This is a genomic window from Paenibacillus sp. J22P169 (genome assembly GCF_059691995.1).
Genome location: NZ_JCAUAO010000002.1, coordinates 25,322 through 48,279, shown reverse-complemented (window position 1 = coordinate 48,279; position 22,958 = coordinate 25,322). Strand labels below are relative to the sequence as shown.

Here is a 22,958-nt window from a genome sequence, read left to right as displayed (position 1 = left end):
GAAAACGGCGCAAAAAAACAACTGCCTCACGGAAATACATACCGGAAAGCAGTTGCTTTATTTGTAGCTATACCTGGCTTTCCTAGTGGGTTACGCGAACCGTCAGCAGATCACTGGAGGTTACGCCAGCAGCATTGACCAGTTCAGCGCGATACTCGTACGTACCCACCGGCTTATTGCGCAAACTTGTTGCAGCCGTTTGGGCAGCTGGCGATTGACTCGTCAAAGATTGGGTGTCAATAAGCACGCCATTCTCGTACAACTTGTATGTGGTACCGTTCGTGCCCCACCACATATTCATCGTAACTTTAAAATTTCCGATGCCACCCCAGTTATCCTGAGACAGAACGGGCTTCCCAGGGGTGGCATGGGTGACTTGAACGACGTGCGTGCTGCTTGTTGTTGTTCCAAAGCTGTTGACCAACTCCGCATAGTAACGATACGTACCATTCGGTTTCCCTGTTATGGCAATCGACAAGGCTTGTGCATGCGGCGCATCATCCGTCAAGGTCACTTCTTTAATAAGCACGTCATTCTCATAAAGCCGGAAGAGGCTGCCGTTATTGCCATACCACATGTTCATCATCACTTGATAGGCACCATCCAGCAGACCTGTGTCGTGACCGTTATCGTCAGAGAGTATAGGTGTTCCTGGCTTCCCTTGGCTTTTAGGCAATGGCAGTGTTTGTACGTTCAGATATAACGGCGTTGTGCTTTCATAGCTTACTGCATCAAGTGCTCTTAATGTAAACCTGTACGATGTGGCTGGTGACAATCCCGACACCGTGAAGGTAGAGGCATCAGCGGCGGCTGTACCTACCAAGCTGTTATTCGCATAGATGTGATACCCTGTCGCATGAATGATATCCAAGGCAGGTGTCCAATCTAAGCTGATTTCCGTGCTTGTGATTGATGCAGCTGAGAATGAACTTCCCGCTGGGAAGAACGGTCCTCGCTTATCTGCATAAGCACCAGACACAGTCACAATTCGCTCGCCAGGGCCATTCAAGTTATTGATGTCAACTTGAGGCGTCACATCCGAAAGCACATTCCCCTTCAACACATGCCCATAGTTAGCTTTGGTCATAACAATGCCACCATTCGCCATGTTCGCCAGACGATTGTTCTCAATAATGAGATTCGTTGTATCTCCTACCTTATTATCGGACATCGTGTCACTGCTGTAAAAAACAGCCGTTGTCACAATACCGTTATACGGAGGTGCTTCTGTTTTAGGCGTTGGCACCCGCGTTGGGTCGCCAATGACCTGATTATCCCTGATATCAATGCCATAAACACTGACGGCGTTGTATTTACCACTCGTACCTTGTCTTGCTGAGTTTACCGAGATTGCGCCGATGTTACTTCTCCTCGACACCCCGCTGATGAGATTACCTTTTACGGTAACAAAATAAGCAGGAGTTAATCGGGCTGTACTTACTACTTGGGATGAGTAGACATAGATGCCCTCTGAATCAATGCTACGGTTGTCTGCAGCTACGCCGTCAATTGCGTTACCATAGAACCAAATCCCTTTGGCAGCATTCATTGCCGTATTTCTGTGAAAAGTCACGTTATCATTTAACGTAATAAGCGTAAACTTGCTTGTGCTATCAGGGATAATATCCCAAGGTTTGTCGAGTTGCAGTTTATTGCCCTGACGGCTGATGACTTTCCTTGCCTGTGCCAGTCCTTGCCCATCTGTAATGGTGATGTAGAGGCCTGACCAGTTAATCACGTAATCCGTAAGCGGTATAATAGGAGCAATCGTGATGCCTGTAGGAGTTGCGCCTAGTACAGCGCCTTCATTAAAATAACCGCCTGGCATTTCCACACAGAACGCTTCTCCATCATTAAAAGTAGCCGCATCAGGTCCCGTACCCTCTACGACATTGTTGGCCATATGCACATTGCTGCGGGCAAAAATTCCGTGTGTTTCATCCTGTGACTCTGGATGTGCGATGACATGGTTATTTTCGATAAACGCATAGCTAGCCGTCGTGACATTGTAACCATTGCTGTACTCCAAATAGTTGTTGCGCATACTGAGGTAGTAATTGACATAAGCTCTGTTTAGCTCAGCGGCCCACCCTCTGAAGTAATTGTCCTGGAACAGGAATCTTTCCTTCGCCAGTACGAGCACGCCTAGACCTCTTCCGCTATTCCCTTTGGTCGTCAGGTCATAATCCAGCTTCACATGAGCGACAAACAGCTGATTTGAAGTCCGTTTCGTCATGTCATTATTATAGCCGCTGCCCCAATCGTGACCCAGCCAAATGAACACATCTGGTCGATAATTGTTATTACTTAATTGAATGCCCAGCTTAGCTATTCCATGGTGTCCGATACTTTTCCCATCACCGGAGGACTGAATAAAGTTAGCGCCATTCGTCCCATTATAGATGAGTACGGTATCGTCCTCGCCTTCACCCAAAATGACGATTTCGGCAGGGACGTCGATTCTCGAAGCATAATACTTGCCTTTGGGAATCAGCACCACGCCTCCGCCACTGCTTTTCGCAGCTGTTATCGCGCTTGCTATACCAGCCGTGTCATCTTGTGTATCATCTGGCGTTGCGCCATAATCAGTCGCCTTGAAGATAGCGTTCCACTTGAAGTTATTGGCCCATGCTACACCCAGTCCAAGTGGATCGGCACCCGCAGGGACAATTGTAAGCTTCTGTCCATTGCTCAATCCAGACCAGTGTCCCCCAGCATCGTTGGATATTTCTATGGCATACTCACCCAAGGCAATGTCAGGAACTTTAAATTTAGCAGAGTACGGAGTCAATTCTTGTAAATCAGCTGTGAATGCATTCCCCTGCGTATTCACTAACCGAATCGCGGAGGCAGAGGAAGCTCCAAATTCTGCAGCATCTAGATTTCTTCCTGACATCTCAATCGTAAGACCCGCATAAGCTTCGTACTCGGAAATAAACAACGGTCTTGCTGCATTCAAGAGAGAAGGACGGCTCCAGCCATATGAATTTTTCACCCAAAGATCGTATAAACCAGCAACCGCCGTGTCAGGCAATCTAGTGACAAGGAAATTTCCATTGGTTGGATCGCTCTGTTCGATGGCGAGGCTGATCGCATCAGCCGGTGGCTCCGTAGATGGTTGACCCGTTGACAATTTGGCCTTCACTTCAACTTGACTCATATCAGTGCTGATCATGGCATTACCATTGATCGAAACTAACGTACCTGGTTGCACAGCATCCGATACTCGGATTACGACTGGCGGCTTTGTCCAGGATTCTCGATTCACTTTTAAAGGAATGACGCTCTGAGCCTCATTGATTTGATTAACATCGTCTCGCAGCGCAATACCTTTAATCGTATACTCACCAGCAAATTCTGGTGTGTAAGCGAGTTGCAACTCCCCATTCGCGTTTGTTGTTGCAGAGCCCACAGCTTTATCGATATAGGTGCCAACATAAGGCCCCCCCAGCTCGAAGGTAACAACACGGTTTGCAAGCGGAAGGTTCTGACTGTCATGCAGACGAGCGAGAATCTGAATGGTTTCCCCAGGTTTGCTCGTTTTCAACTGCGTACCTGTATAGGTCAGAATCGCTTCTTGATAGGAAGGAGTCGTCAAGGGCAATACAGCTGTTGGCGCTGAGTACTTAAAGTTGACCATATTTCGAAGTTTATATTGATAGACCGTTCCTGCCTGCAGATTGCTATCGGTATACGTTGATGAAGATCCGCTTACTACGGCAACCTCCGTAAACGCACTTTCCGCAGCAGACTTTCTCAAAATACTTATTTGGCTAGCTGGATTGGCGTTACTCCAGTCCAGTTTTGCTGACATCGGTGTTACATAGGCAACAGAAGGATTGGAAATCGTATTTGCCGCAAAGGAATCAAAGAAAAATCCTTCCGCATACGCACCACTGCCCGCAATTTGGGTCGCTCTGAGTGTGAAGCTTCCATTCACTTTGAAGCTTATATAAACACCTTTGTTAATACGAGTTACTGTTTTGGACTCGATGACATTTCCTTTTGGATCAAGGATTTCAAACAATTCCGTTGTTGCCTCTGTCGTCGCAAAGTCGGTGCTATACAAGGTGAACAGGTGATCATTCGTGTCTGTTAGTGTAAAGGTATAGCTAAAATTCGTTCCACTATACACGGTAAACTTCTTTCTTGGCTGCCCGCTGGTTGGGTTTTGCAAACTCCGAATATCTGTCGATGGGTTCTCTGAGACATAATAACTGCTTCTTACTGAGGTATATCCGGAAACGTACCCCGGTAGGCTCGCTATGTCTGCTGCCAATGGTGTATCCCGGCCACTGCTTAATTGTGTTGTATAGAAGGGTAGCAGATAACCATCGCCGCCATATACACCTTTCCAATTCCCTTGTGTAGTTCGGTTTTCACCTAAGTATTCAGCCATCGTACTTTGTGTCGGTGTTGGTGTCGGTGTTGGGGTAGGCGTTGGTGTGACGGTTGGTGTTGGGGTCACCGTAGGTGTCGGTGTTGGCGTAGGGGTTGTAGATGTTACCTGTTCCGCTGTTATTTGGATGTTATCCCAGTCAACTACCATTGGATTCGCATTTGTTCCAGAGAAATTCACAAGTCTTAAGTCAAAGTTAGTGAAAGACCCCGCAATAAACTCATCGGTCTTCCCGTTCGTATCATCATTGGAAGCGCTAGCACTTGCAAAAATTTGAACAGGAACTGTAGCTGAATAGTGTGTAAATTTATTATCGCCTATAACCGTTGAAGAACCGTTCTCCATGTAAACATTGCCTAAAAGTACATATGTCGAGTTCGCCAAACCTGTAATGGCATTCGTTCCATAAAAGCGTAAGAATAGGCCTGGCGACCTTGCATCATTTCTGGCAACAATGTCGTAATCCAAATTAATCTTGATGTTCCACAATCCTGGCGTCAACGTATTAAGCGCATTTTTGGCGCTCGCAGCTTGTGATGAAGCTGGGGTTACGTTGACAGGAGCGAGGCTTTGACCAGGAACAGCTGCTAATCTTGCATAGGTTCCCGAAGCATTCGCACCTAGTGTGTTGCTTTTGCCCATTTCCTCATAGACCTGACTGGACACGGTTAGTTTGGAAACGTCTGGATTGGATAAAACAACGGACGGTGAATTGGCTCCTTCAAAATCAAGATTCAAAATCGTCTTGTTCGTATCGCTTCCACTAGCCTTTACTGAGTTGCGTAGAACGAATCCGTTGCCGATGAGTAGACTTCCTATAATGATTAGGCTCAATGCAAAAACCATACATTTTTTCAACATTGTTATCCTCCTGTAAGAATTATTTGTCATCTAAAACAGGAATCTGTTAATTCTCATCAATCATCTCCCCCCATGACGTTTGGTTCTCCGCTATTATATAAATGCAGGCAATTCCATTTCCATTGTCATTTATTAATGACCTCTTTTCGCCAAAAAAAAAGGAGAGGCGATCAAACCGCCTCTCCTTCTTCCGAGCAAAGCCTATTTCTTCATGCTGGCATAAAGCTTGTTTGCTTCCATCTCCAGCTGTGCACCGCCATTATCGTTCCATTGTTTCACGAAATCGTCGAAGGCAGATACCGGCATGTCGCCGCGTACGATGGCCGCGAAAGTATCCGTCTTCAGCTTGGTCAAATCGCCCCAGAACATTCCGGACGAGGGCAAGCTGTCGGATTTGCCGAAAAGGTCGCTTACAGGCTTGTTATACAGTTGGAAACGCCCCAATAGATCCTTATTGTAATATTTGCTGATAATTTCGGTATTTGCTTGAGCGCCCCAAGCGGTAGTCCCGTTCGAGCCGTCCGGTATGCCATCCGCCTGGAGTTTGGTCACGTCGTCATACGGCGCGATTCTCACGAGCCCGCCGCTCTCGCCTGCCGCCTCATCCGTATACTTCCAGTGCTTGTTCTTCTCTCCCCAAGCCAGAGCCAACCATACCTTTTCATTGTTTTGAATTTCATCGATCATTTGCAGCGCTTTCTGCAGTTTCTCGGGCTCTTTCTCCAGCTGTTTCCCGAAGGCCCATATATTGCCCGCTGTGCCCCAAGCCCAACCGCCGGATTTGCCTGCAGGTCCCATAGGAGGAGGTCCGAATTCCGCAGTGCCGCCTGCATTTGCAGCATTCAGTGCACTGATGATGGAGTTCGGATTCTTCTCATCCAGCGAGCCTACATTGGCGGTATCGTTGAAGGCATACTTTCCTTGTGTAAATTTAGGCACCAGATCCTGGCCGGTGACAAAATCTGGATCAATGTACCCTGCATTGTACCACTCTGCCAGCTTAACGAGCGCTTCCTTTGTCTCCGGCTGCGTAGCAGCGTTTACTACTTTGCCGTCCTTGACCATCCATTGCGTCGGCATGACACCATAAGCGCCAAAGATCGTATGGAATTGGTTATAGAACGAATTGCCATTGGTGCTCATGCCATATACACCAATTTTCTTGAGGGCAGCAAAGGCAGTAGTAAATTCATCGATCGTCTGCGGAATTTTATGGATGCCGGCTTTCTTCAGCAGGTCCGTCCGCCACATTTGTTTGGTATTGAATTGACCTGAGAAATAAAACGTCGCGAGACCATAATTTTTCCCGGCTATGTTGCTGTAATACCATCCCTGAGGGGCTTGTTTGTCCATATTGGCTTTTGTACGGGGGGCATACTTCTCGATGGTTTCGATCGGCACTTCCGCCAGCAAGCCCTGGGAAACGTATTTGTTCAACTCTGCCGGATCCAGGACAAACATAACATCAGGAATATTTACGGAAGATAACTGCAATTGAAGCTTCTGCGTATAGTCATTGTAGGCTGTTGTATAAACCTTCTTCAATTTGATATTAAAATGATTCTCCAAATACTGCGATGCATAATTCGATGGGGTTGAAACTCCGGGATAGTTGACCCAATCCAATGTAATCGGGGCCTTAGCCGCCGGGCTTGCACTTACTTTGGCATTGGCGCTCGCCGCCGGTATTGAATTCGCACTTGTGTCCGGGGTATTATTGCCATTGCCGCAGCTCACTAGAATCATACTCGCGATCAATACCTGCGAGCCACCACTTAGCCATCCTTTCATCCAATTTCCTTTAATATCTCTTCCTTTCTTCATCTTTCTGCCTCCTACCACCGGACCTAGAACGTTTTAATACCCGCTAATATCGTTATTTGGAACCGTCACACTGGTAAATGTATTACCGACCTTGATCAACCCGTTGCTGTTCAGATCTTTTGTAATTCCATTATTTAATGTGTTGAGAGAATTGTTCTGAATATTGACTGCCTCGGAAATCGTCCGTAATTGGCTCCAGCCCGTATTGCGGTAAGCATAGATGCCATTGATATCGGGGGCTTCCGAGAAACCTCCCACAGCAGGTGCAGGCAGCACTCCGGTGATCTGATTGCCTTTAATATCCGTGCCGTAAGCGAGGTTGCCGAATATATATGGAGCCGCGTTATCTTCGGGAGACAGACGCAGTCCGACGCCAGCGACTTTGGATAAAGGTGAATACCCAGTTACAATATTGCGTTCCAGCCGGTTGAAATAGCTGATGTTGAACCGTGTCGTGTTCGGATTGTATACGGTGTTGGCCAATACTCCCTCACTGTCGATGGATGTATTTTCCGCAATGACGCCGCCAATGTTATCGCCGTAAAACCAGAAACCCTTGCCATTGTTGGTCGAAGTATTTTTATAATAAACACTTTGACGCAAAGGCAGAAACACGATAAATTTGCTGGTAGAATCGGGTGCTACCTTCCAATTGTCTTTGACAGTGATTGTACTTGCCGTTTGATTTAACGCCGTAACTTCATTCAACTGGCCCATCCCTTTGCCGTCAACAATCAGCATAGACCATTTATCCCATCTATGATTCGTTACATCCCAATCTAGTGCCGATAAACCGGTTCCCGTAATCACTTTGCCTGATATCGATGAGACCGAACCGTACATCTTGGTTCCTCCGCCTGCCGATTCCCCCATGATCGCTTCACCGTCATTGTTGTTGATTCTTCCGAGATTCCGAATGTCGTTGTTAGTTAAGTAAGCTTGAGATCGCACGGTGAAACCATGGTTATCACCGCGATTATATTCGGGATGGCCGATAATCGTATTGTTCTGAGCAATACTGTAGTTAGCCAGGAGATGCACAGCCCCGCCGGTGTATTCGAACACATTATTCGAAATATCGAGAAATTGCGTGACATAAGAGCTAGACATGGCAGCTGCGGTCGTCTTGAATGTACTCCCTTGGATCGCCACATTTTTGAAAGCCACAATGTTCAAACCAATGCCCCGCTGTCCCACTGTCTGATCACGGTTAATTGTGAAATCCACAGTGACATCCTTCACGAAAATATTAATAGCCATGCGGGCGTCGGAATGCGTTACGTTGGAATCGAAATCATGCCCCAATTTCAAGGCCATATCAGGGTAATTGGAGCCTGCCACATTGATGGTTAACCGCGCTACACCGACTTTGCCTAACGTAGTTCCATCATTCTTCGTATTGATGACGGAGACACCGCCGGTTGCGTCGTATTTGATAATAGTTCCTGTCTGGCTTTGTCCCTGAATGCTAACGCCGGAAGGCAGTGAAAGAGTATCAGTAATGCGGTAGGTACCGTTCGGCAAATATAGTACTCCGGCGCCCCAAGTGCTCTCGATCGTATCAATACCAGCTTGCAGCGCAGCCGTATCGTCGGTGGTCCCATTGCCTGTTGCGCCATAGGACAGAGCGCTGTGCTGGCTCCAGACCAAATCAGTGGCCCAGAAGACGCCGAGTCCCAGCGGATCAAAGCCTGCAGAACGGGTCGAGTACGTTTGGTTGCCGCTGAAGGAATACCAAGTGGAGCCCCCATCTGTACTGACTTGCACGGTATATCCCTGATTTGGGCAGGTTGGCACCGTGAAATCAACGGCATACGGGTTAACGGACGTCACGGTTGCATTGTACGTATTAGCTCCATTAACCATCCGTACCTTCGTATTGGTCGTGCCCCCGTATTCGGCAAAAGCCAAATTTCTCCCGACCAGCTTAGAAGTTTGCCCTGTCCATGGATTATTATTGTAAATCCAGTCAATGAACGGGGCGTTAACTTTAAATGAACTGCTCCAGCCCACATTGTTGCTCGCTTCCATGGTATAGATGCCCGGCGATTGCGATGAAGGTACTGTACAGGTCACATAGTGACCAGCCGGATCAATATATGAGATGGGACAATACGTGCTGGTTCCTGTAAATCTAACCTGAGTGATACCGCTTTCAAAATATTCTCCGTAAACCGTCAATAGCTCCCCTGGCTTAACAGCCTCGGATACACGATAGACAACAGGCGCAACAGTTGGTGCGGCAAAAACCTGAAACGGCAGAAAAAAGCTTGATAAAAGCACCAGCAATACGGCATTGATCCATACTTTGCTTAACTTCATCATACAACTCCCTCTCATTTGGTTTGCAACGAGGCTTCGTCACCGGAGCCTTATCCCGATGTAGAATGAGTATACCTTCGGATGCCATTCCACTTCTATTATCATTTTTTAAAGGGGTTATATGCCAGTCAAGACGGGATATGGACAACTTGTTTCTTGGCAGCTGACTCGTAACAGGCATACATGACATGGATCGTTTTTAAATATTCTGCACCTGAGGACTCATAGGATAGAGGCTTACGCAATCCGTCAATAAAATGCTGCTGTGTAGCAATCGTGCTGCCGCCCTTCCATCCGTTTTGCGGAATTTCGTAGGTGTATGCTTGCTCCGTGCCTCCACGCGGTGTATAGAAGATCGCACCATTTTCATTCAATCTCAACTTTCCTTCCGTTCCTTCGACCGTCATATATCCATAAGTTGCACTACGTACTTGCTCCATATAAGTAACACGGTTGGCATCATAAATGCCGATGACTCCGTTTACAAAATTAAGGTGTATGACAGCTAAATCCTCTCCCGAGATGACTGGATTAATCGTCTTGGTGCGGCAATAAACACTTTCTATTTCACCAAACAGGTAGCGGTATGTGTCGATAAAGTGGATACCCGTCTCGAATAGCAAAAACTTCTCCATATGCTTAAAATACGGTTGAATCTGATAAGGATTATTCCCCCACCCATCGCCAGGCCGCATGGCAAAATAAGCAGTGAATACCTCGCCCAGCATCCCCGAGTTGATCATTCGTTTGATTTCCCGGTACCATGCCTGCCAACGCCAATTTTCGTTGATCATTAACTTGACGTTTTTATTCCGGCAGTAGGCGACAAGCTCCTCACTTTCTTCCAACGTAGGTGCCAAAGGCTTCTGGCACAGAACCGGCAACCCGAGATCTGCCGATAAACGGGTGTAAGCCAAATGCGATGCAGGCGGTGTGCAGATATCGATAAAATCCGGCTGTACCGCCGCAATGGCTTGATCCCACTGATCGTACGATTGCAGCCCGTATTTATCCGCCAATTGCTTTGCATTGTCCAGCGTTAGACTGAGGATAGCACGAATCTCGGCTCCTTCCACGGCTTGCCAGGCTTCCAATTGAATTTCAGCAAAATGGCCTGCGCCAATCATGATGCCAATCAAAGGTTTCGCACTTGCAGTCATAGGAATAGGGCTCCCTCCGTTTTTATACACCTGTAATTTCTTTGAGCTTGCTGAAAAATTGCTGTTTTCGTTCAGTATTAATTCCCCACTGTACGGGTGGGCATTGAAAGCCATCGCTGTAATTGTTTTCTCCGGGATCAAAGTAGCCCCACGATACGCCACGCTTAATCGAAATCAGCATGTGGTTGGTTGGTTTATCAAAATCGAAATGATCATCCTCGTTATTGAGAATCGGCTGCCCCCGATACGCCTCGCGGTCTCGGATAATATCTATTTGCTGCGAGGTCCACAACTCATTGCTGTTATTTCCGTGAATGAGTATAAAATCGGATACGGCGATCACGTTATTCGTAGGTATCGCTGATCCGCAGAAACTTGTACCAATCAACAGTGGCAGGTCAGGATTGACTGCTCGGCCCACAATGCGGGCTAACTCGATTAACTCATGCATTCTGCCGTTCAGGATTACATCATAGGAATAGACGATATTGCATTCATTCGCAATCTCGATTAAAACATTCGTGTAGCCTTGCTGTACTACCCACGCCGTTGCATTTGCGACAGCTTGCTTGACTGCCCGTTCGCCACTAAAACGGATATCCTGGCCAAAATATAAGAATCCGAGAATGACGACCATCCCCAGTTCATCCGCCCGATCCATTATGGCCTCAAGTCGGCGCATATAAGCCGGGTCCAGCTCCCCGCTAGAACTGTAGGCAGAATTATGCCATGGCTGAAGCCTGGAATATCCCTCCGGACTTCCTCCCTGAAGGTTCAAAGTAATGGCCAGCAAGCCGTGTTCCTTCCATATGGGCATTTGTGCAATAAATTCCCGGGTATTGCGTTCAGCATCCCATACCCCTGTATCCGGGTATGCCCATCTTTGGACGGTGTCCGGATTCTGATCGTCATAAATCCCTTGCACCATCCTGCTGTTCATTAATAAACCTTCAATTCGCATTCCGTTCCAATACCGGCCATGATAGGTCCATTCCCCATTAATCCGAAAGCGTCCGCTATCAATCGAAATTTGAGTGTTCCGTGTTTTTCCCATTTTGTTATCTCCTCATTTACTTATTTGTAAATATGGTAGGTACCTAATCGAAGATGGGGAATCGTGTTCTGAATATGCTCCCGCATTTGAGCTTCCGCCTTGCCCCCATCTTTCTTGCTTAACGCCTCAATAATTTGGAGATGTTCGTCGAAGGTTTCATCCGGATTTCTGTATAGACCCTGCAATTGGCTTGTCACCAAAACTTGTGTGGAACGAATGGTGTTTTCCAGAATCGGGTCTCCAGCTATCGCCACCAGTATCGTATGAAATTGAACATCTGCTTTGTAGTAGGCTTCTGCACTTCCTTGTTTAAATTGTTGATAGGCTTCCTCAAACAAGGTCTTCATATAGGCAACATCCGCAGCATTTACCCGAGATGCGGCCAAACGGCAGACAAGTCCTTCCAGCACGGCCCGAATTTCAAAGACAGAAATCATATCTTCCACAGTAAATTCTTTGATGTACCAGCCTTTTGGCGTAGCAACAAGAAGACCTTCCTTTTCCAATTCGCCGAGCGCCTTGCGTAAAGGCGTACGGCTGACACCCAATGTTTGAGAAAGCGAATTTTGGATCAGATATTCATTGGGTTTCAATTCCTTGTTGATGATCATTTCCTTGATGCGCTTATAGACAGCGGCATCTAATGTATCGGGAGATTGCAATAACATACTTACATTTCCTTTCTATATGCAGAATATCGAGTCATTGCCCGATCACGTTGCGAATTTACATCATAAGTATCAGCAGCACTTCCACACTATTGTATTCATTGTATACAATACAAGTTTAGGATATGCTTAATCCCAAAACTTGTCAATCTCAGGAGGAAATCTTCCCTCCAAAGACATTACAATTATTTTTTGCATTGCGAAGGACTGTAATATTTGAACTGTTTAAAGATGCGAATAAAATAGTTAATGCTTCCAAAACCCACCCGATCCGCTACCTCAGTCACCGATATGTCAGTTGTTCGTAACAAGTGTTCAGCCACGTTAACACGGTGTAAATTTACAAATTCTACAAATGTACGTCCCGTCATGCGTTTGAACGTTTTGCAAAAATGATGAATGCTCATATTGACCATTTGTGCAGCCTCTTCCAAAGCGATGTGCCTTGCGTAATCTTCTCGAATGAATGCGAATAACAGGTCAAAACTCTTCGTTCGTCTACGGTCATCAAAAAGCTGCGTGCCCCTGTGCTCTATGTGCTCATAATTATCATTACGTCTGATTGCTGCTGTAAGAATCAATTGTAAATACGAGCGAACAGCTAATTCGTAGCCAAGTTTTTTCTCTTCAAACTCTCTAATGATTTGAAGAACCGCTTTTTCAAATTGTCCATAGTCCAGTTCTTCAGCGCTCAATTTTACAGGAAATCTCTTCTGTCCTAACATAAATGGCAAGATCATGGCACCGTATAGAGGATCACCAGCATCACTACTGAACAACGACTTATTAAAAACAATCGCATAAAAATCAACATCCATATTGTTAACTGAATAGCCTGAATGCAGCTCACCCGAATGTACAAACAGCAAGTCACCCGGCGAACTTTCGTAGGGGCTCCCTCCGATATCAAATACGGCATGTCCTTTCACTATGTAAATAATTTCCAGATGATCGTGCCAGTGTAAATATAACACTCGTTCACCTGCGCCAAAATTATGAAACACGTTTATAGGGAATTGTTTTTCAGGCAAATACGTCATTTCTTTAAGTTCCTGATTAGCCGTCACGGTTTCTTCCCTCCACGCAATAACAATATTGTGCAACTTTTCAACACGATCATGTATAGATCAGAATTTCTTGTTTCGTTATCATTAATTATATACTCGCTTTACGACAGGGAGGCAACTATTTTGCAAAACATTCGTATCGGAACTCTTGTCAATGGCCAAGATGCCCTAAGGGTCATACCACAAATTGTAAAGCACGGATTTGAAAGTTTCCAACTTTCATTTTGGCAATCAACGGGGACTTTAGATTTGAAGGAAACTGCCAATAAAATTCAAGATTTGATGCATGAACATGGAACTGTCATTTCTAGTCTATCTATCTTCGGTAACGCGTTGACAGGGCACGATGGAAATGCTGATACGCTTGCCAGTTGGGAAAGGTTGATTGATCATGCCCACTATTTTGGTGCTGATACGATAACGGGTTTTACAGGACGTTTGGTCGACCAATCGATATCCGACTCTATCCCAAGGTATAAGGAAGTGTTTGGTGAGTTAGCCCGCCGTGCTGAAGCGAATGGCGTCAAAATCGCTTTTGAAAATTGTCCAATGGGTGGAAACTGGCTCAAAGGAGATTGGAATATTGCACATAACCCAATGGCATGGGAGTTAATGTTTAATGCAACTCCGTTTGAAAACATCGGTCTTGAGTGGGAGCCTTGCCATCAGATGACTCAGTTAATTGATCCAATTCCCCAGCTACGCAAGTGGGCTCATAAAGTGTTCCACGTACATGGGAAGGATGCCACGATCGCGTGGGACATCGTTAAGGAAAATGGTATTAACGGACCTAAAGAATTTGTTTGGCACCGAACGCCAGGGTTCGGAGATACGAATTGGACCGATATTATTTCGATCCTTCGCCAGTCAGATTACAATCAAACAATTGATATTGAGGGCTGGCATGATCCTGTATATCGTGATGATTTAGAAATGACTGGCCAGGTACATGCTTTGAATTACTTAAAAAATTGCCGAGGCGGATCTTTTGTCCCTAACCCTATTTAAAGCATCTACACAGGAGGAATTCATCTATGAAAGCAATAAGAATTGTCCAAGCCGGTTGCGGTGGAATGGCCAATGCATGGATTCAATACGCTTTAGAACGTCCAGACTCGGAACTCGTTGCCTTTGTAGACATTTATGAAGATGCTGCGAACAAAATGAATGAGAAATATGGACTTTCCCTTCCTTGGTATTCAACTGTCGAAGAAGCTATTCGATTATCAAATGCAAACGTTGTCTTTGATTGTACAATTCCAGCAGCCCATAAAGACGTTGCGACAGCTGCGCTAAATGGCGGTTGCCATATCCTTAGTGAGAAACCAATGGCCTCCACATTAGAGGAAGCCGAGCAGCTTGCGGATTTAGCTACATCTAAACCAGGATTGCAATATGCGATTATGCAAAATCGTCGCTATTTAAAGGATATCCGAGCGCTACGTGGACTCATAGATCAAGAAGTTATAGGTAATGTCAGCTTCGTTACTGCTGATTTTTTTATTGGTGCTCACTTCGGAGGTTTCCGAGATGCAATGAGTAGCCCACTAATTCTGGATATGGCTATCCATACTTTCGATCAGGCTCGTTTCCTAATCCATGCAAACCCAGTATCTGTGTATTGTCATGAGTTTAATCCTAAGGGCTCCTGGTACGAAGGAAATGCTGCTGCCGCTTGCATTTTCGAATTTGATAATGGCGCTGTCTTCACTTACAACGGTTCTTGGTGCTCTGAAGGGGCTCCGACTTCTTGGGAGGCAGCTTGGCGTATCGCAGGCAGTAAGGGTACAGCTATTTGGAACCACTCCACACCTTATGCCGAAATCGTAAGGCCTGGACAAGATAATAAGTTTATCTACGACTATCAACGAATTGAAGCACCTTACGTCTGGACAGGGCGTGAAGGGCACAACGGCTGCTTAGATGAAATGTTTATTGCTATTATAGAAGGTCGGCAGGCTGAAACCTCCTTTTCGGATAACATTTTCAGCACTAGAATGGTGTTTGGTGCAATTGAGAGCGCGAGGACAGGGCGAAAGGTGTCTCTCTAGTGTTTAGTATCAATCCTATTTTAAAAAAAGTACAAACTGCCTCGGTGTGATTCGTGATTACACCGAGGCTATTTCTGCGTATCCCAAATGATACTATCAGGATTCGATTGCCTTGATCAGTCCGATCGTCCCAGTGGAGATCAAGTCTTCCAAGTCTTCCCCTGTATTATCGAATTTTTTGAGGTTGTGAACACGAAGCAAGGTAATAAATTATTTATATTAACCAAAAACGACAGCTAGCCGAACAAATAAGGAAGAAACATCTACTCCCCCTGAAACAACAAAAAAAATGCCTGCAAAGACCAGATTAGCCTAAACTAATCATGTCTTTGCAGGCTGGTAATGACTACCGCTGAATCCCGATCGTCACGATTTCACAGGGACCCACTGGCAACGTCAAGCCGCCGTCTGCCTCCACAGCCAAACGCTCGCCTTGTATTTCCAAGATTGTGCTCTTATAGAAATTCTGCTGAGGAAGTTGCGTGAGAACCTTAACCTCCGCATGCTGTGAGCGCATGTTGTACCAACGAAGCAGTACATCACCTGATGCTTCATTCATTTTCATCGAGGATAAAGCCAGACCTTCACCTTTCCATTGGAAAGGAGCAAATGTCGAAGCGATTCGACCATAATGGATGCCGGTTTGTGCCAATGTCCAAGGAATTTGGAATTGGTACGCAGCCGTATAGGCTTCATATTGTGCGCCATCACCATTGTGGGGGAAGATCGCCAATCGAACCCTATGTTCACCCAGACACTGAGCCTCCGGAGTCGGGAACAAACCCCAATCGCCGAGTTCGCCAACCGCACGCAGAAGCGTAATGGCGATCGTATTCCGCCCATCGCGGAGAACCTCGTATTCGTTCAATCCGAGATTGGCAACGACCAAGCCCGCTCCCGCTTCGCTGACATCAACGAATGCTTGTTGATGCTGGGTATTGCTTGGGTTTTCCCACTCTGCAGCCGGCGTATTATCGCGCTGCACGACTTCAAACATCGAATCGACATGATGCGTTTGCGCTGTCAGATCGGTTGGGAATAACATCCGCAGACGATGATCCTTCGCCTGATTGTTGAAGGATGACTCGATCTCTACCCCTTGTCCGGTGCGGCTCAAGCTAACCACTGTGCGGATCCGCATCGGAATCATGCGCGTTGAACGCTGTGCTTTGCGATGCGGGTAGTAAACCAAGTCACGTTGTTCAACCTCCAGCATGTCGTCGCCCGACGCAGGAATCTCCCACTCATGGACGATTTCGACGGAAGCTTGGTAAGCCGTATCTTGGAGCACTCGGATTTGAGCTTGCAATCCGCTCGTTGTCAACGGCTTTTCGCCATCTGGTTGGCGGAACATATACTCGTTTCCAATATCTCCGGTATTCTCGTACACACCCAAATCCCGGTACGTGCGGCCATTCTTCTTATCCGTCAGCGTGAATGAACCGTTATCTGCGATTTCAATCTTGATCGCTGCATTTTCCATGACACGCTCATTTGCGAACAACGAGGAAGCGGCCAAATTTGCTTCTCTCTTCACCCATGCGTAAGTCTTCAAACCTATTGCCGGCACGTTGTCTGCTTCGAATGTCAATCTCACTTTTCGGCACATATACGGTTGACGGAACTTGTCGTCCGGCAAATCATATCCGAATTGCAAGCCGAGATCCTCGACTGTGCATGGGAGAGACTGCGAAGACGCATCCACGAGTACTCGTCCTGTAATATCCGCCGCTTTGACAAAAGCGCTTGCTTCTTCCAGCGTATACCCATCTCGGAAATAAAGGCGTAAAGCATCGATCTCGATACTTACAACCCCCGAGCGTTCCCAACCCGACGTATTAAACACGACTACGGGCAGAGCGCCTTCGCCCGCTAGCGTAAAGTCAGACGTATCAATCGCATCCGCAATGGCTTGCTTGCTGTCATCTATAATGGCTTCAGCAACATGACGGCTCTTATCGAAGCGCGTGACCATTTCACGGTGCACTTCGTCCACCGAGCAGCCGCAGATGCTATCATGCGGATGGTTTTGCATTAAGGTTTTCCAGGCATAAGTGAACAGATGATGCGGGTACTTCTCCCCGACTTTGAGGACATGGGCGAATGCCGCCAGCGGCTCTGCCACTTTCTCCAAAATCGCCTGTCCGAGCTGATTCATCTGTTTCAAATACACGCGCGCTGATGCTGTATTGACGAGCGTAGACCAACCGTCCGTCCGTTGGCTGCGAAGTTCACCTTTAACCGTCGAAAGCTCCTGCTTTCCTGAACGCTGAACTGCTTCCAAGTAATCATTAAAATTCGAATGTACAAAGGTTGTATCCGGGAAAAGCTCGCTCGCAGCTTGGATCGCTTCCGGCAGATCCAACTGAACAGGCTGATGATCACAACCATTCATGAAGAGCAGTTCGCCGGTGGAAGCATATTTCTCAGCATCCGCCAGTTTGCGTTCCCAATATGCTTTTGCTTCTTCTTTGTCAACCGGGATCTCATTGCCGTTGGAATACCAGTTGGCAAATAGATTACCCAGCACCTGGGAGCCATCTGGCCCCTCCCAAACCAGCTCCGAGAAGGAGGATTCAAAATCACCATCTGAGACTGTGTTGTTGAAACCCGTCGGCTTCACGCCTCTGCCGAATAAGGCATTCGTGATGCCAGACTGCTGCATCAATTGCGGCGTCTGCCCGACTAAGCCGAACGTGTCGGGAAAATAGCCGATTTTCGACACATCGCCAAACACTTTCGCATCTTGATGTCCAATCTGCATATTGCGGACATTGGCTTCGCCGCTCGTTAAGAAGGCATCCTGCAAAATATACCAAGGTCCGATGAGAATACGGCCATCCCGAATTAATTTGCTTAGGCGATCCTTCTGCTCAGGTCTGACCTGCAAGTAATCCTCCAGAATAATCGTCTGCCCATCCAGAAAGAAACTGCGATAATTCGCATCTTGATCCATTTTATCTAATAAAGTATCTACGAGTTTAACTAGACGCACATGGTGCTTTTCATAAGGTAAGTACCACTCCCGATCCCAATGGGTATGGGAAATGATATGAGCCGTTCGCTTGGTACTCATGGGTTAGCTCCTTTCAATATGGACTTCATCTGGGCGGTATATGGAAATAACTTGCCCTCGTCTATCTGCGGCAAAGAGCACGGAACGCTCTTTCTCCAGTGTAAAAGCATACGTTGTCTCACTATCGGTGTCCCGAACTTTAACATTCACATCCCAGGCAAATTCGGAAACAAATACATACAAGAAACCGCCCTTAAAACGCAGCTTCCTTCCGTAAATCCCCGCAATATCGCCTTGAAGCCACTGCAATCCGCTGCTGCATCCTGCAGCATTCACTGCATATCGGTAAAGTGCCGCTACCGTGTCCATCCGGTCGTTTACTTCCACTGGCAGCGGACTCCAAATCAATCGGCCATTGCCTAAAGGAAGATCGACAACACGATCCCCAGCAGCGCCTAACTTCGCTTCCAAACCTCTAAGCCGTACTTCTTTCAACGTTTCAGCAATGCGGCGCCGACTAAAGGAGACATGGTATAAAGTGCCTTCTAGGTCAAGCATTTCTTCACGGCGTACATTATGAAGTTCTGCATCACCAAGCTCATCGACGAGTCGCGGCTTATGCTTCCAGTATGCGTCCAGACTGATTGGACCTGTAACCAATAATGTCGCACCCGTGCGCTTCACAATATCTATAAGCTTCATCCATGCTTGTTCATCCAAATTATGTGCGCTTGGGAGCATAATCAGCTTCGCCGGTTGCTGCTTTAGTGCCTCCAAATGATATTCCGAAGCTGCGCGGAACGGCAGTTTCATCTCGTATGACAGCACGCGAGTCATGGACGTCGTTGCATCGAACGCTAATTTTCGATTGGAAAAATCGTTGGAATAAGGGAATACAGCGACAATATCTTCTAGCTCCCGCTCCTGGAATAGATCTCTGATCTCGGCCATAAAGCGGCCGAATTCATAAGAAACATCCGCTTCCGGTTTCTCCGTACCATCGGCACGAAGCGCTCCAATATGCGACTCGTTCGCGTTATCCATATAGAAATTGGTGTTCCAAATCCAATGAATAGCTCCTGCGCCTCCGGTTGCAAAGGCGTAAGCATATTTGCGCTCCAAGATGCTGCGCAGCTCAATCTCCGAACGTTTAGCACGTCCATCCGGGGTCTCAACGTACATAATGCCAGTCTCTTGAATCACATTCGGTTTATTGGCAGTTTTGGCAAAGATGCCATCCCAAACGAGGTTATCGTTCAACCACCACGAATGAACGGTTGTGTAATCTACCGCTTCTTCATAGAAAAGCGGTGAAGGCCTCTGCGCGCCAAGCGCTTCATCCTGGCCTACGACAACGAGATGCCCAGGCACGATTTCTTTGATTGTGTCATACAGCTGTTTGGCCCACTGGTTGTGCATCTCCATCGAGAATAAGCAGTAATCCAGCCAGCGTGTCCCCTTTTTCGCTCGATGCATGTCCTGCACGTCGAAGTTGATGTCAGCCGCCTCCGGAATGGCTGCCGCTTCATAAGTCGGAAGCTGCACAGGCGTCATATTCCAGCGCTCTTGCAGCAGTTCAATGCTCTCATGACGCTCCTTGAGCCACGCAATGAAAGCTTCTTTCTCATACTTATCCCGACTGGAACGAGGTCCATCCGAGAAAATCTTAGCTGGATCGAACATCGATGGCTCGTTGATCAGGTCCCAATCTACATGGGTCGTCGCCTGATGTCGGGAAACGATGGAACGGATAAATCGCTTCTGTGCTTCCACACTTTGCGGATCGAGATAGGGATTAACCCCTTCCCAAGTTTCAGGTGTGAAGGAGAAGAAGGTAAACGTCACCTGCAGCTGATGCTTTTTGGCTGTTAGGAGGAAAGCATCGATGGCTCTCAATACTTCTTCCGAAGCATGGCCATCCACCTGCATGATATTGCGGTAGGCGGTCCAAATCCCCGTACGAATCCAGTTAATGCCTGCTTTGGCCATCTGGGCCATATCCCGATCCCAGACATCGCTATTCGGCAGGAATAAGAATTTGCGAGCCACATCGGACGTCATGTACGTCATGCCAACTACGGGCAGCGGACGACCATCCTTGATGAAATAATCACGTCCGCAAGTGATGGGCTGACCTTCTCCAAGCAGCCCCGCATCGTACCCCCAGAATCCTTGACGAAGTATGCGGAGCTCACCGTCCTCTGAGGCTGCCTTGCACGTTACGCGATACAAACCGAGCTGTATATCAATCGGTACCGGAATTCGCACCAGATTAAATTCTTTGTTGACTTGAACGGTTAAACGATGAGTCCAGGCATCTTGTGTACCTTTTTCATGCTCGACACGCAGATCAAGTGTCCACGCCTTAGCGGCAGCTTTATCCCCGATGAGTTGTGTCTGAATCGTCAGCATCGCGTGCTCGCCAGGTTCATAGCTGGCATAATTCGGCTTGATCCACAGCTCTGTCACACCGCTGGCACAGAATCTCGCCCATTGGACCAAGCTCTGCGCGCCGCCTTCACGCCAAAACGAGGGACTCAGCGGTACATTGACGAACATCCACCGCGAACCGATAAACGCACCTCGCGAATTCTCCCATAGGACGACAGGAGCCGCTACTTCGCGGCCTGTCTTGCTGACGCTTTTCAGCAGCGGATAAATCTGCGTGCTCATCGTACCCGCCGCGCCCATCTGATGGGGCAAATCACTGTCTCGCGTCGTATGCGGCACCATATTCCAAGTATCGGCAAGCGCGAATAAAGATTCTTGCCCTTGCAGCAGCGGTAAAGTTTCTGACGTGATATTGGAACGGATTGGCGTACCTTCAACTCGTAGAATTTCATGAATATGCAGCTGCTGGTGGTAGCCCGTCTGCTCAGATTCCACCTGCCAATTCTCATCTTCCCAGCGGACAGGACGCTTGAAGGCTGCGCCGCCAACACTCAGCAGGCCGCCGCCGCGCTGCAAGAACGCCAGAATATCAGGCCACGCCGCTTTCGGAAAATACGGCGCATGCAAATTGACGAAACTTCCGCCAACTGCTGATCTTAATGCCTCTCCAAGTGCATGGGCTCCTACCACAACCGCCCCTTGCGCCATCAATTGCTCAATTTGCACATCGCTAAACGAACTGCTCGGGAATCCGGGTTCATGGAATATAAGGACCGGCCGACTCATAGAAGACCATCCTTCATCGCTTGATAAACCAATTGAGAGAACAGGCTGTTCGACCACGCAAACCATTTGCGCGTGAAAATCGTTGGGTCATCGACGTGAAACCCTTCATGCATGAATCCGGTATCCGCATCTGTCGCTTCCAGCATCGCGATCATTTCCAGCTTCTCTTCCGCCGTCGATGCCGTGATACCTTGCATGGACAGAGCCATATGCCAAATATAGTCGTCCGGCGTATGCGGACTACCGATTCCTCGAGCCACCTTGCCTTCAAAGTAGAACGGGTTCTCCTTGCTAAGCGCAAAGCGTCTTGTGTTTTGATAAATAGGATCGTCCGCGGTCACATAGCCCAAGTAAGGAATCGACATAAGACCCGGCGTCCCGGCATCATCCATCAGGCAGTAATTGCCGAAGCCGTCCGTTTCATACGCATAAATTGGACCAAATGTCGGATGACGATAAATCCCATACAATTGAATGCCATGATCAATGTCCGCTTCGAGCGCTTTGAGTTGTGCGAGGAAATCCATGTCCCGGAACACCCATTCCGCAAATTCTTGCATATGGCGAAGGGCGACTACCGCGAACATATTCGCTGGAATGTTGTAATGAAAGTCACACGCATCGTCACTCGAACGGAAGCCTGACCACACCATCCCCGTATAATTCACAGGCATTCCCAAGCCATGATTGCGTAGAGAATCGGTTGGTATCCCGTTATTGCGGGTAAACCGATAAGGCGACTTTTCGAAATGATGCTGCTCTGTTTGGAACAACTCATAGATCTTAACCATCGCAGCTTTAAAGCCCGCATCAAAGATATCCGTTAATTCGGTTTCCTTCCAATACGCATAAGCCAGGCGCATAGAAAAGCACAGGGAGTCGAGCTCAAATTTACGTTCCCATACCCATGGAGACATCTCAGTTTGGTCTGCTTTGTTCCAATGCCAGTCATTGGCCGACTCATTAAACGCATTCGCATACGGATCAATATGAATGTACTGAATATGACGTTTAATTAAACCGCTAATGATGCGTTGAAGATCTGTATCTTCTTTGGCAAAAGGCACGTAATGCATGACCTGTTCGACAGAATCACGCAGCCAGGACGCCGGAATATCTCCAGTGATGACAAACGTGGTGCCATCTGGCATCAGCTTGGTTGTTGTTTCTAATGTGTTCGGAAAACAATTTTTAAATAATTGCAGGAGTTTAGGACGATGCGCCAGCTTTTCTTCGGCTTCCAACAAGACATCTTGAATGGCTTGTGGCAGTTCCAGCTTGGACATCGGAATTTTGGGCAGTCTGAATTGTTCCACGGTAAATCCTCCACATTTCTATAATCTACGAAGTTGGTTACAG

Annotated in this window: 12 protein-coding genes and 1 pseudogene; 2 read left to right on the top strand and 11 right to left on the bottom strand. The window is 47.3% G+C overall.

Annotated features, from left to right (window positions below):
* Window positions 1–82: 82 nt before the first annotated feature.
* The 7 genes from AC58QG_RS14810 to AC58QG_RS14780 all read right to left on the bottom strand — a co-directional run bounded on the left by AC58QG_RS14810 (window position 83) and on the right by AC58QG_RS14780 (window position 13,355).
* Window positions 83–5,260 carry a fibronectin type III domain-containing protein gene (locus AC58QG_RS14810; protein ID WP_497362895.1) on the bottom strand — a complete coding sequence of 1,726 codons (5,178 nt, stop codon included), beginning with the start codon at window positions 5,258–5,260 and terminating at the stop codon, window positions 83–85.
* 201 nt (window positions 5,261–5,461) lie between these two features.
* Complete coding sequence (locus AC58QG_RS14805; protein ID WP_497362894.1) at window positions 5,462–7,084, bottom strand: type 2 periplasmic-binding domain-containing protein; 1,623 nt, start codon at window positions 7,082–7,084, stop codon at window positions 5,462–5,464.
* 33 nt (window positions 7,085–7,117) lie between these two features.
* Entirely contained in the window at window positions 7,118–9,409 is a 2,292-nt protein-coding gene (locus AC58QG_RS14800; protein WP_497362893.1) for a glycosyl hydrolase family 28-related protein, read from the bottom strand.
* A 125-nt stretch (window positions 9,410–9,534) separates the two neighbouring features.
* Entirely contained in the window at window positions 9,535–10,566 is a 1,032-nt protein-coding gene (locus tag AC58QG_RS14795) for a Gfo/Idh/MocA family protein (protein WP_497362892.1), read from the bottom strand.
* A 22-nt stretch (window positions 10,567–10,588) separates the two neighbouring features.
* Window positions 10,589–11,620: a glycoside hydrolase family 5 protein gene (locus AC58QG_RS14790; protein ID WP_497362891.1), complete on the bottom strand. Its 1,032-nt coding sequence runs from the start codon at window positions 11,618–11,620 to the stop codon at window positions 10,589–10,591.
* A 20-nt stretch (window positions 11,621–11,640) separates the two neighbouring features.
* Entirely contained in the window at window positions 11,641–12,288 is a 648-nt protein-coding gene (locus AC58QG_RS14785; protein ID WP_497362890.1) for a GntR family transcriptional regulator, read from the bottom strand.
* A 185-nt stretch (window positions 12,289–12,473) separates the two neighbouring features.
* Window positions 12,474–13,355 carry an AraC family transcriptional regulator gene (locus AC58QG_RS14780; protein ID WP_497362889.1) on the bottom strand — a complete coding sequence of 294 codons (882 nt, stop codon included), beginning with the start codon at window positions 13,353–13,355 and terminating at the stop codon, window positions 12,474–12,476.
* A 123-nt stretch (window positions 13,356–13,478) separates the two neighbouring features.
* Between AC58QG_RS14780 and AC58QG_RS14775 the strand changes: the two genes are divergently transcribed.
* Entirely contained in the window at window positions 13,479–14,363 is an 885-nt protein-coding gene (locus AC58QG_RS14775; protein WP_497362888.1) for a sugar phosphate isomerase/epimerase family protein, read from the top strand.
* Window positions 14,364–14,389: 26 nt separating this feature from the next.
* A complete protein-coding gene (locus AC58QG_RS14770; protein ID WP_497362887.1) occupies window positions 14,390–15,406 on the top strand; it encodes a Gfo/Idh/MocA family protein in 1,017 nt (338 codons plus the stop codon).
* Between the two features lie 99 nt (window positions 15,407–15,505).
* Here AC58QG_RS14770 and AC58QG_RS14765 read toward each other — a convergent pair.
* The 4 genes and pseudogenes from AC58QG_RS14765 to AC58QG_RS14750 form a co-directional block, all read right to left on the bottom strand.
* Window positions 15,506–15,613: pseudogene (locus AC58QG_RS14765) on the bottom strand (flagellar biosynthesis protein FliA); the annotation flags it as partial.
* Window positions 15,614–15,752: 139 nt separating this feature from the next.
* The gene (locus AC58QG_RS14760; RefSeq protein WP_497362886.1) at window positions 15,753–18,482 is read right to left on the bottom strand and encodes an alpha-mannosidase; all 2,730 of its coding nucleotides are present in this window, start codon (window positions 18,480–18,482) and stop codon (window positions 15,753–15,755) included.
* Window positions 18,483–18,485: 3 nt separating this feature from the next.
* Window positions 18,486–21,599, bottom strand: a complete 3,114-nt coding sequence (locus AC58QG_RS14755) for a beta-galactosidase (protein WP_497362885.1) — start codon at window positions 21,597–21,599, stop codon at window positions 18,486–18,488.
* On the bottom strand, window positions 21,596–22,915 hold the full coding sequence (locus tag AC58QG_RS14750; RefSeq protein ID WP_497362884.1) for a glycoside hydrolase family 125 protein: 1,320 nt from the start codon (window positions 22,913–22,915) through the stop codon (window positions 21,596–21,598). The genes AC58QG_RS14755 and AC58QG_RS14750 overlap by 4 nt, the downstream gene beginning before the upstream one ends.
* Between the last annotated feature and the right edge of the window lie 43 nt (window positions 22,916–22,958).

What these genes read in the sequence shown, in the direction of transcription:
- AC58QG_RS14785 (WP_497362890.1), bottom strand. Translation starts at nt 12,288, where the DNA reads ATGTTATTGCAATCTCCCGATACATTAGATGCCGCTGTCTATAAGCGC.
- AC58QG_RS14800 (WP_497362893.1), bottom strand. Translation starts at nt 9,409, where the DNA reads ATGATGAAGTTAAGCAAAGTATGGATCAATGCCGTATTGCTGGTGCTT.
- AC58QG_RS14755 (WP_497362885.1), bottom strand. Translation starts at nt 21,599, where the DNA reads ATGAGTCGGCCGGTCCTTATATTCCATGAACCCGGATTCCCGAGCAGT.
- AC58QG_RS14805 (WP_497362894.1), bottom strand. Translation starts at nt 7,084, where the DNA reads ATGAAGAAAGGAAGAGATATTAAAGGAAATTGGATGAAAGGATGGCTA.
- AC58QG_RS14795 (WP_497362892.1), bottom strand. Translation starts at nt 10,566, where the DNA reads ATGACTGCAAGTGCGAAACCTTTGATTGGCATCATGATTGGCGCAGGC.
- AC58QG_RS14810 (WP_497362895.1), bottom strand. Translation starts at nt 5,260, where the DNA reads ATGTTGAAAAAATGTATGGTTTTTGCATTGAGCCTAATCATTATAGGA.
- AC58QG_RS14770 (WP_497362887.1), top strand. Translation starts at nt 14,390, where the DNA reads ATGAAAGCAATAAGAATTGTCCAAGCCGGTTGCGGTGGAATGGCCAAT.
- AC58QG_RS14790 (WP_497362891.1), bottom strand. Translation starts at nt 11,620, where the DNA reads ATGGGAAAAACACGGAACACTCAAATTTCGATTGATAGCGGACGCTTT.
- AC58QG_RS14760 (WP_497362886.1), bottom strand. Translation starts at nt 18,482, where the DNA reads ATGAGTACCAAGCGAACGGCTCATATCATTTCCCATACCCATTGGGAT.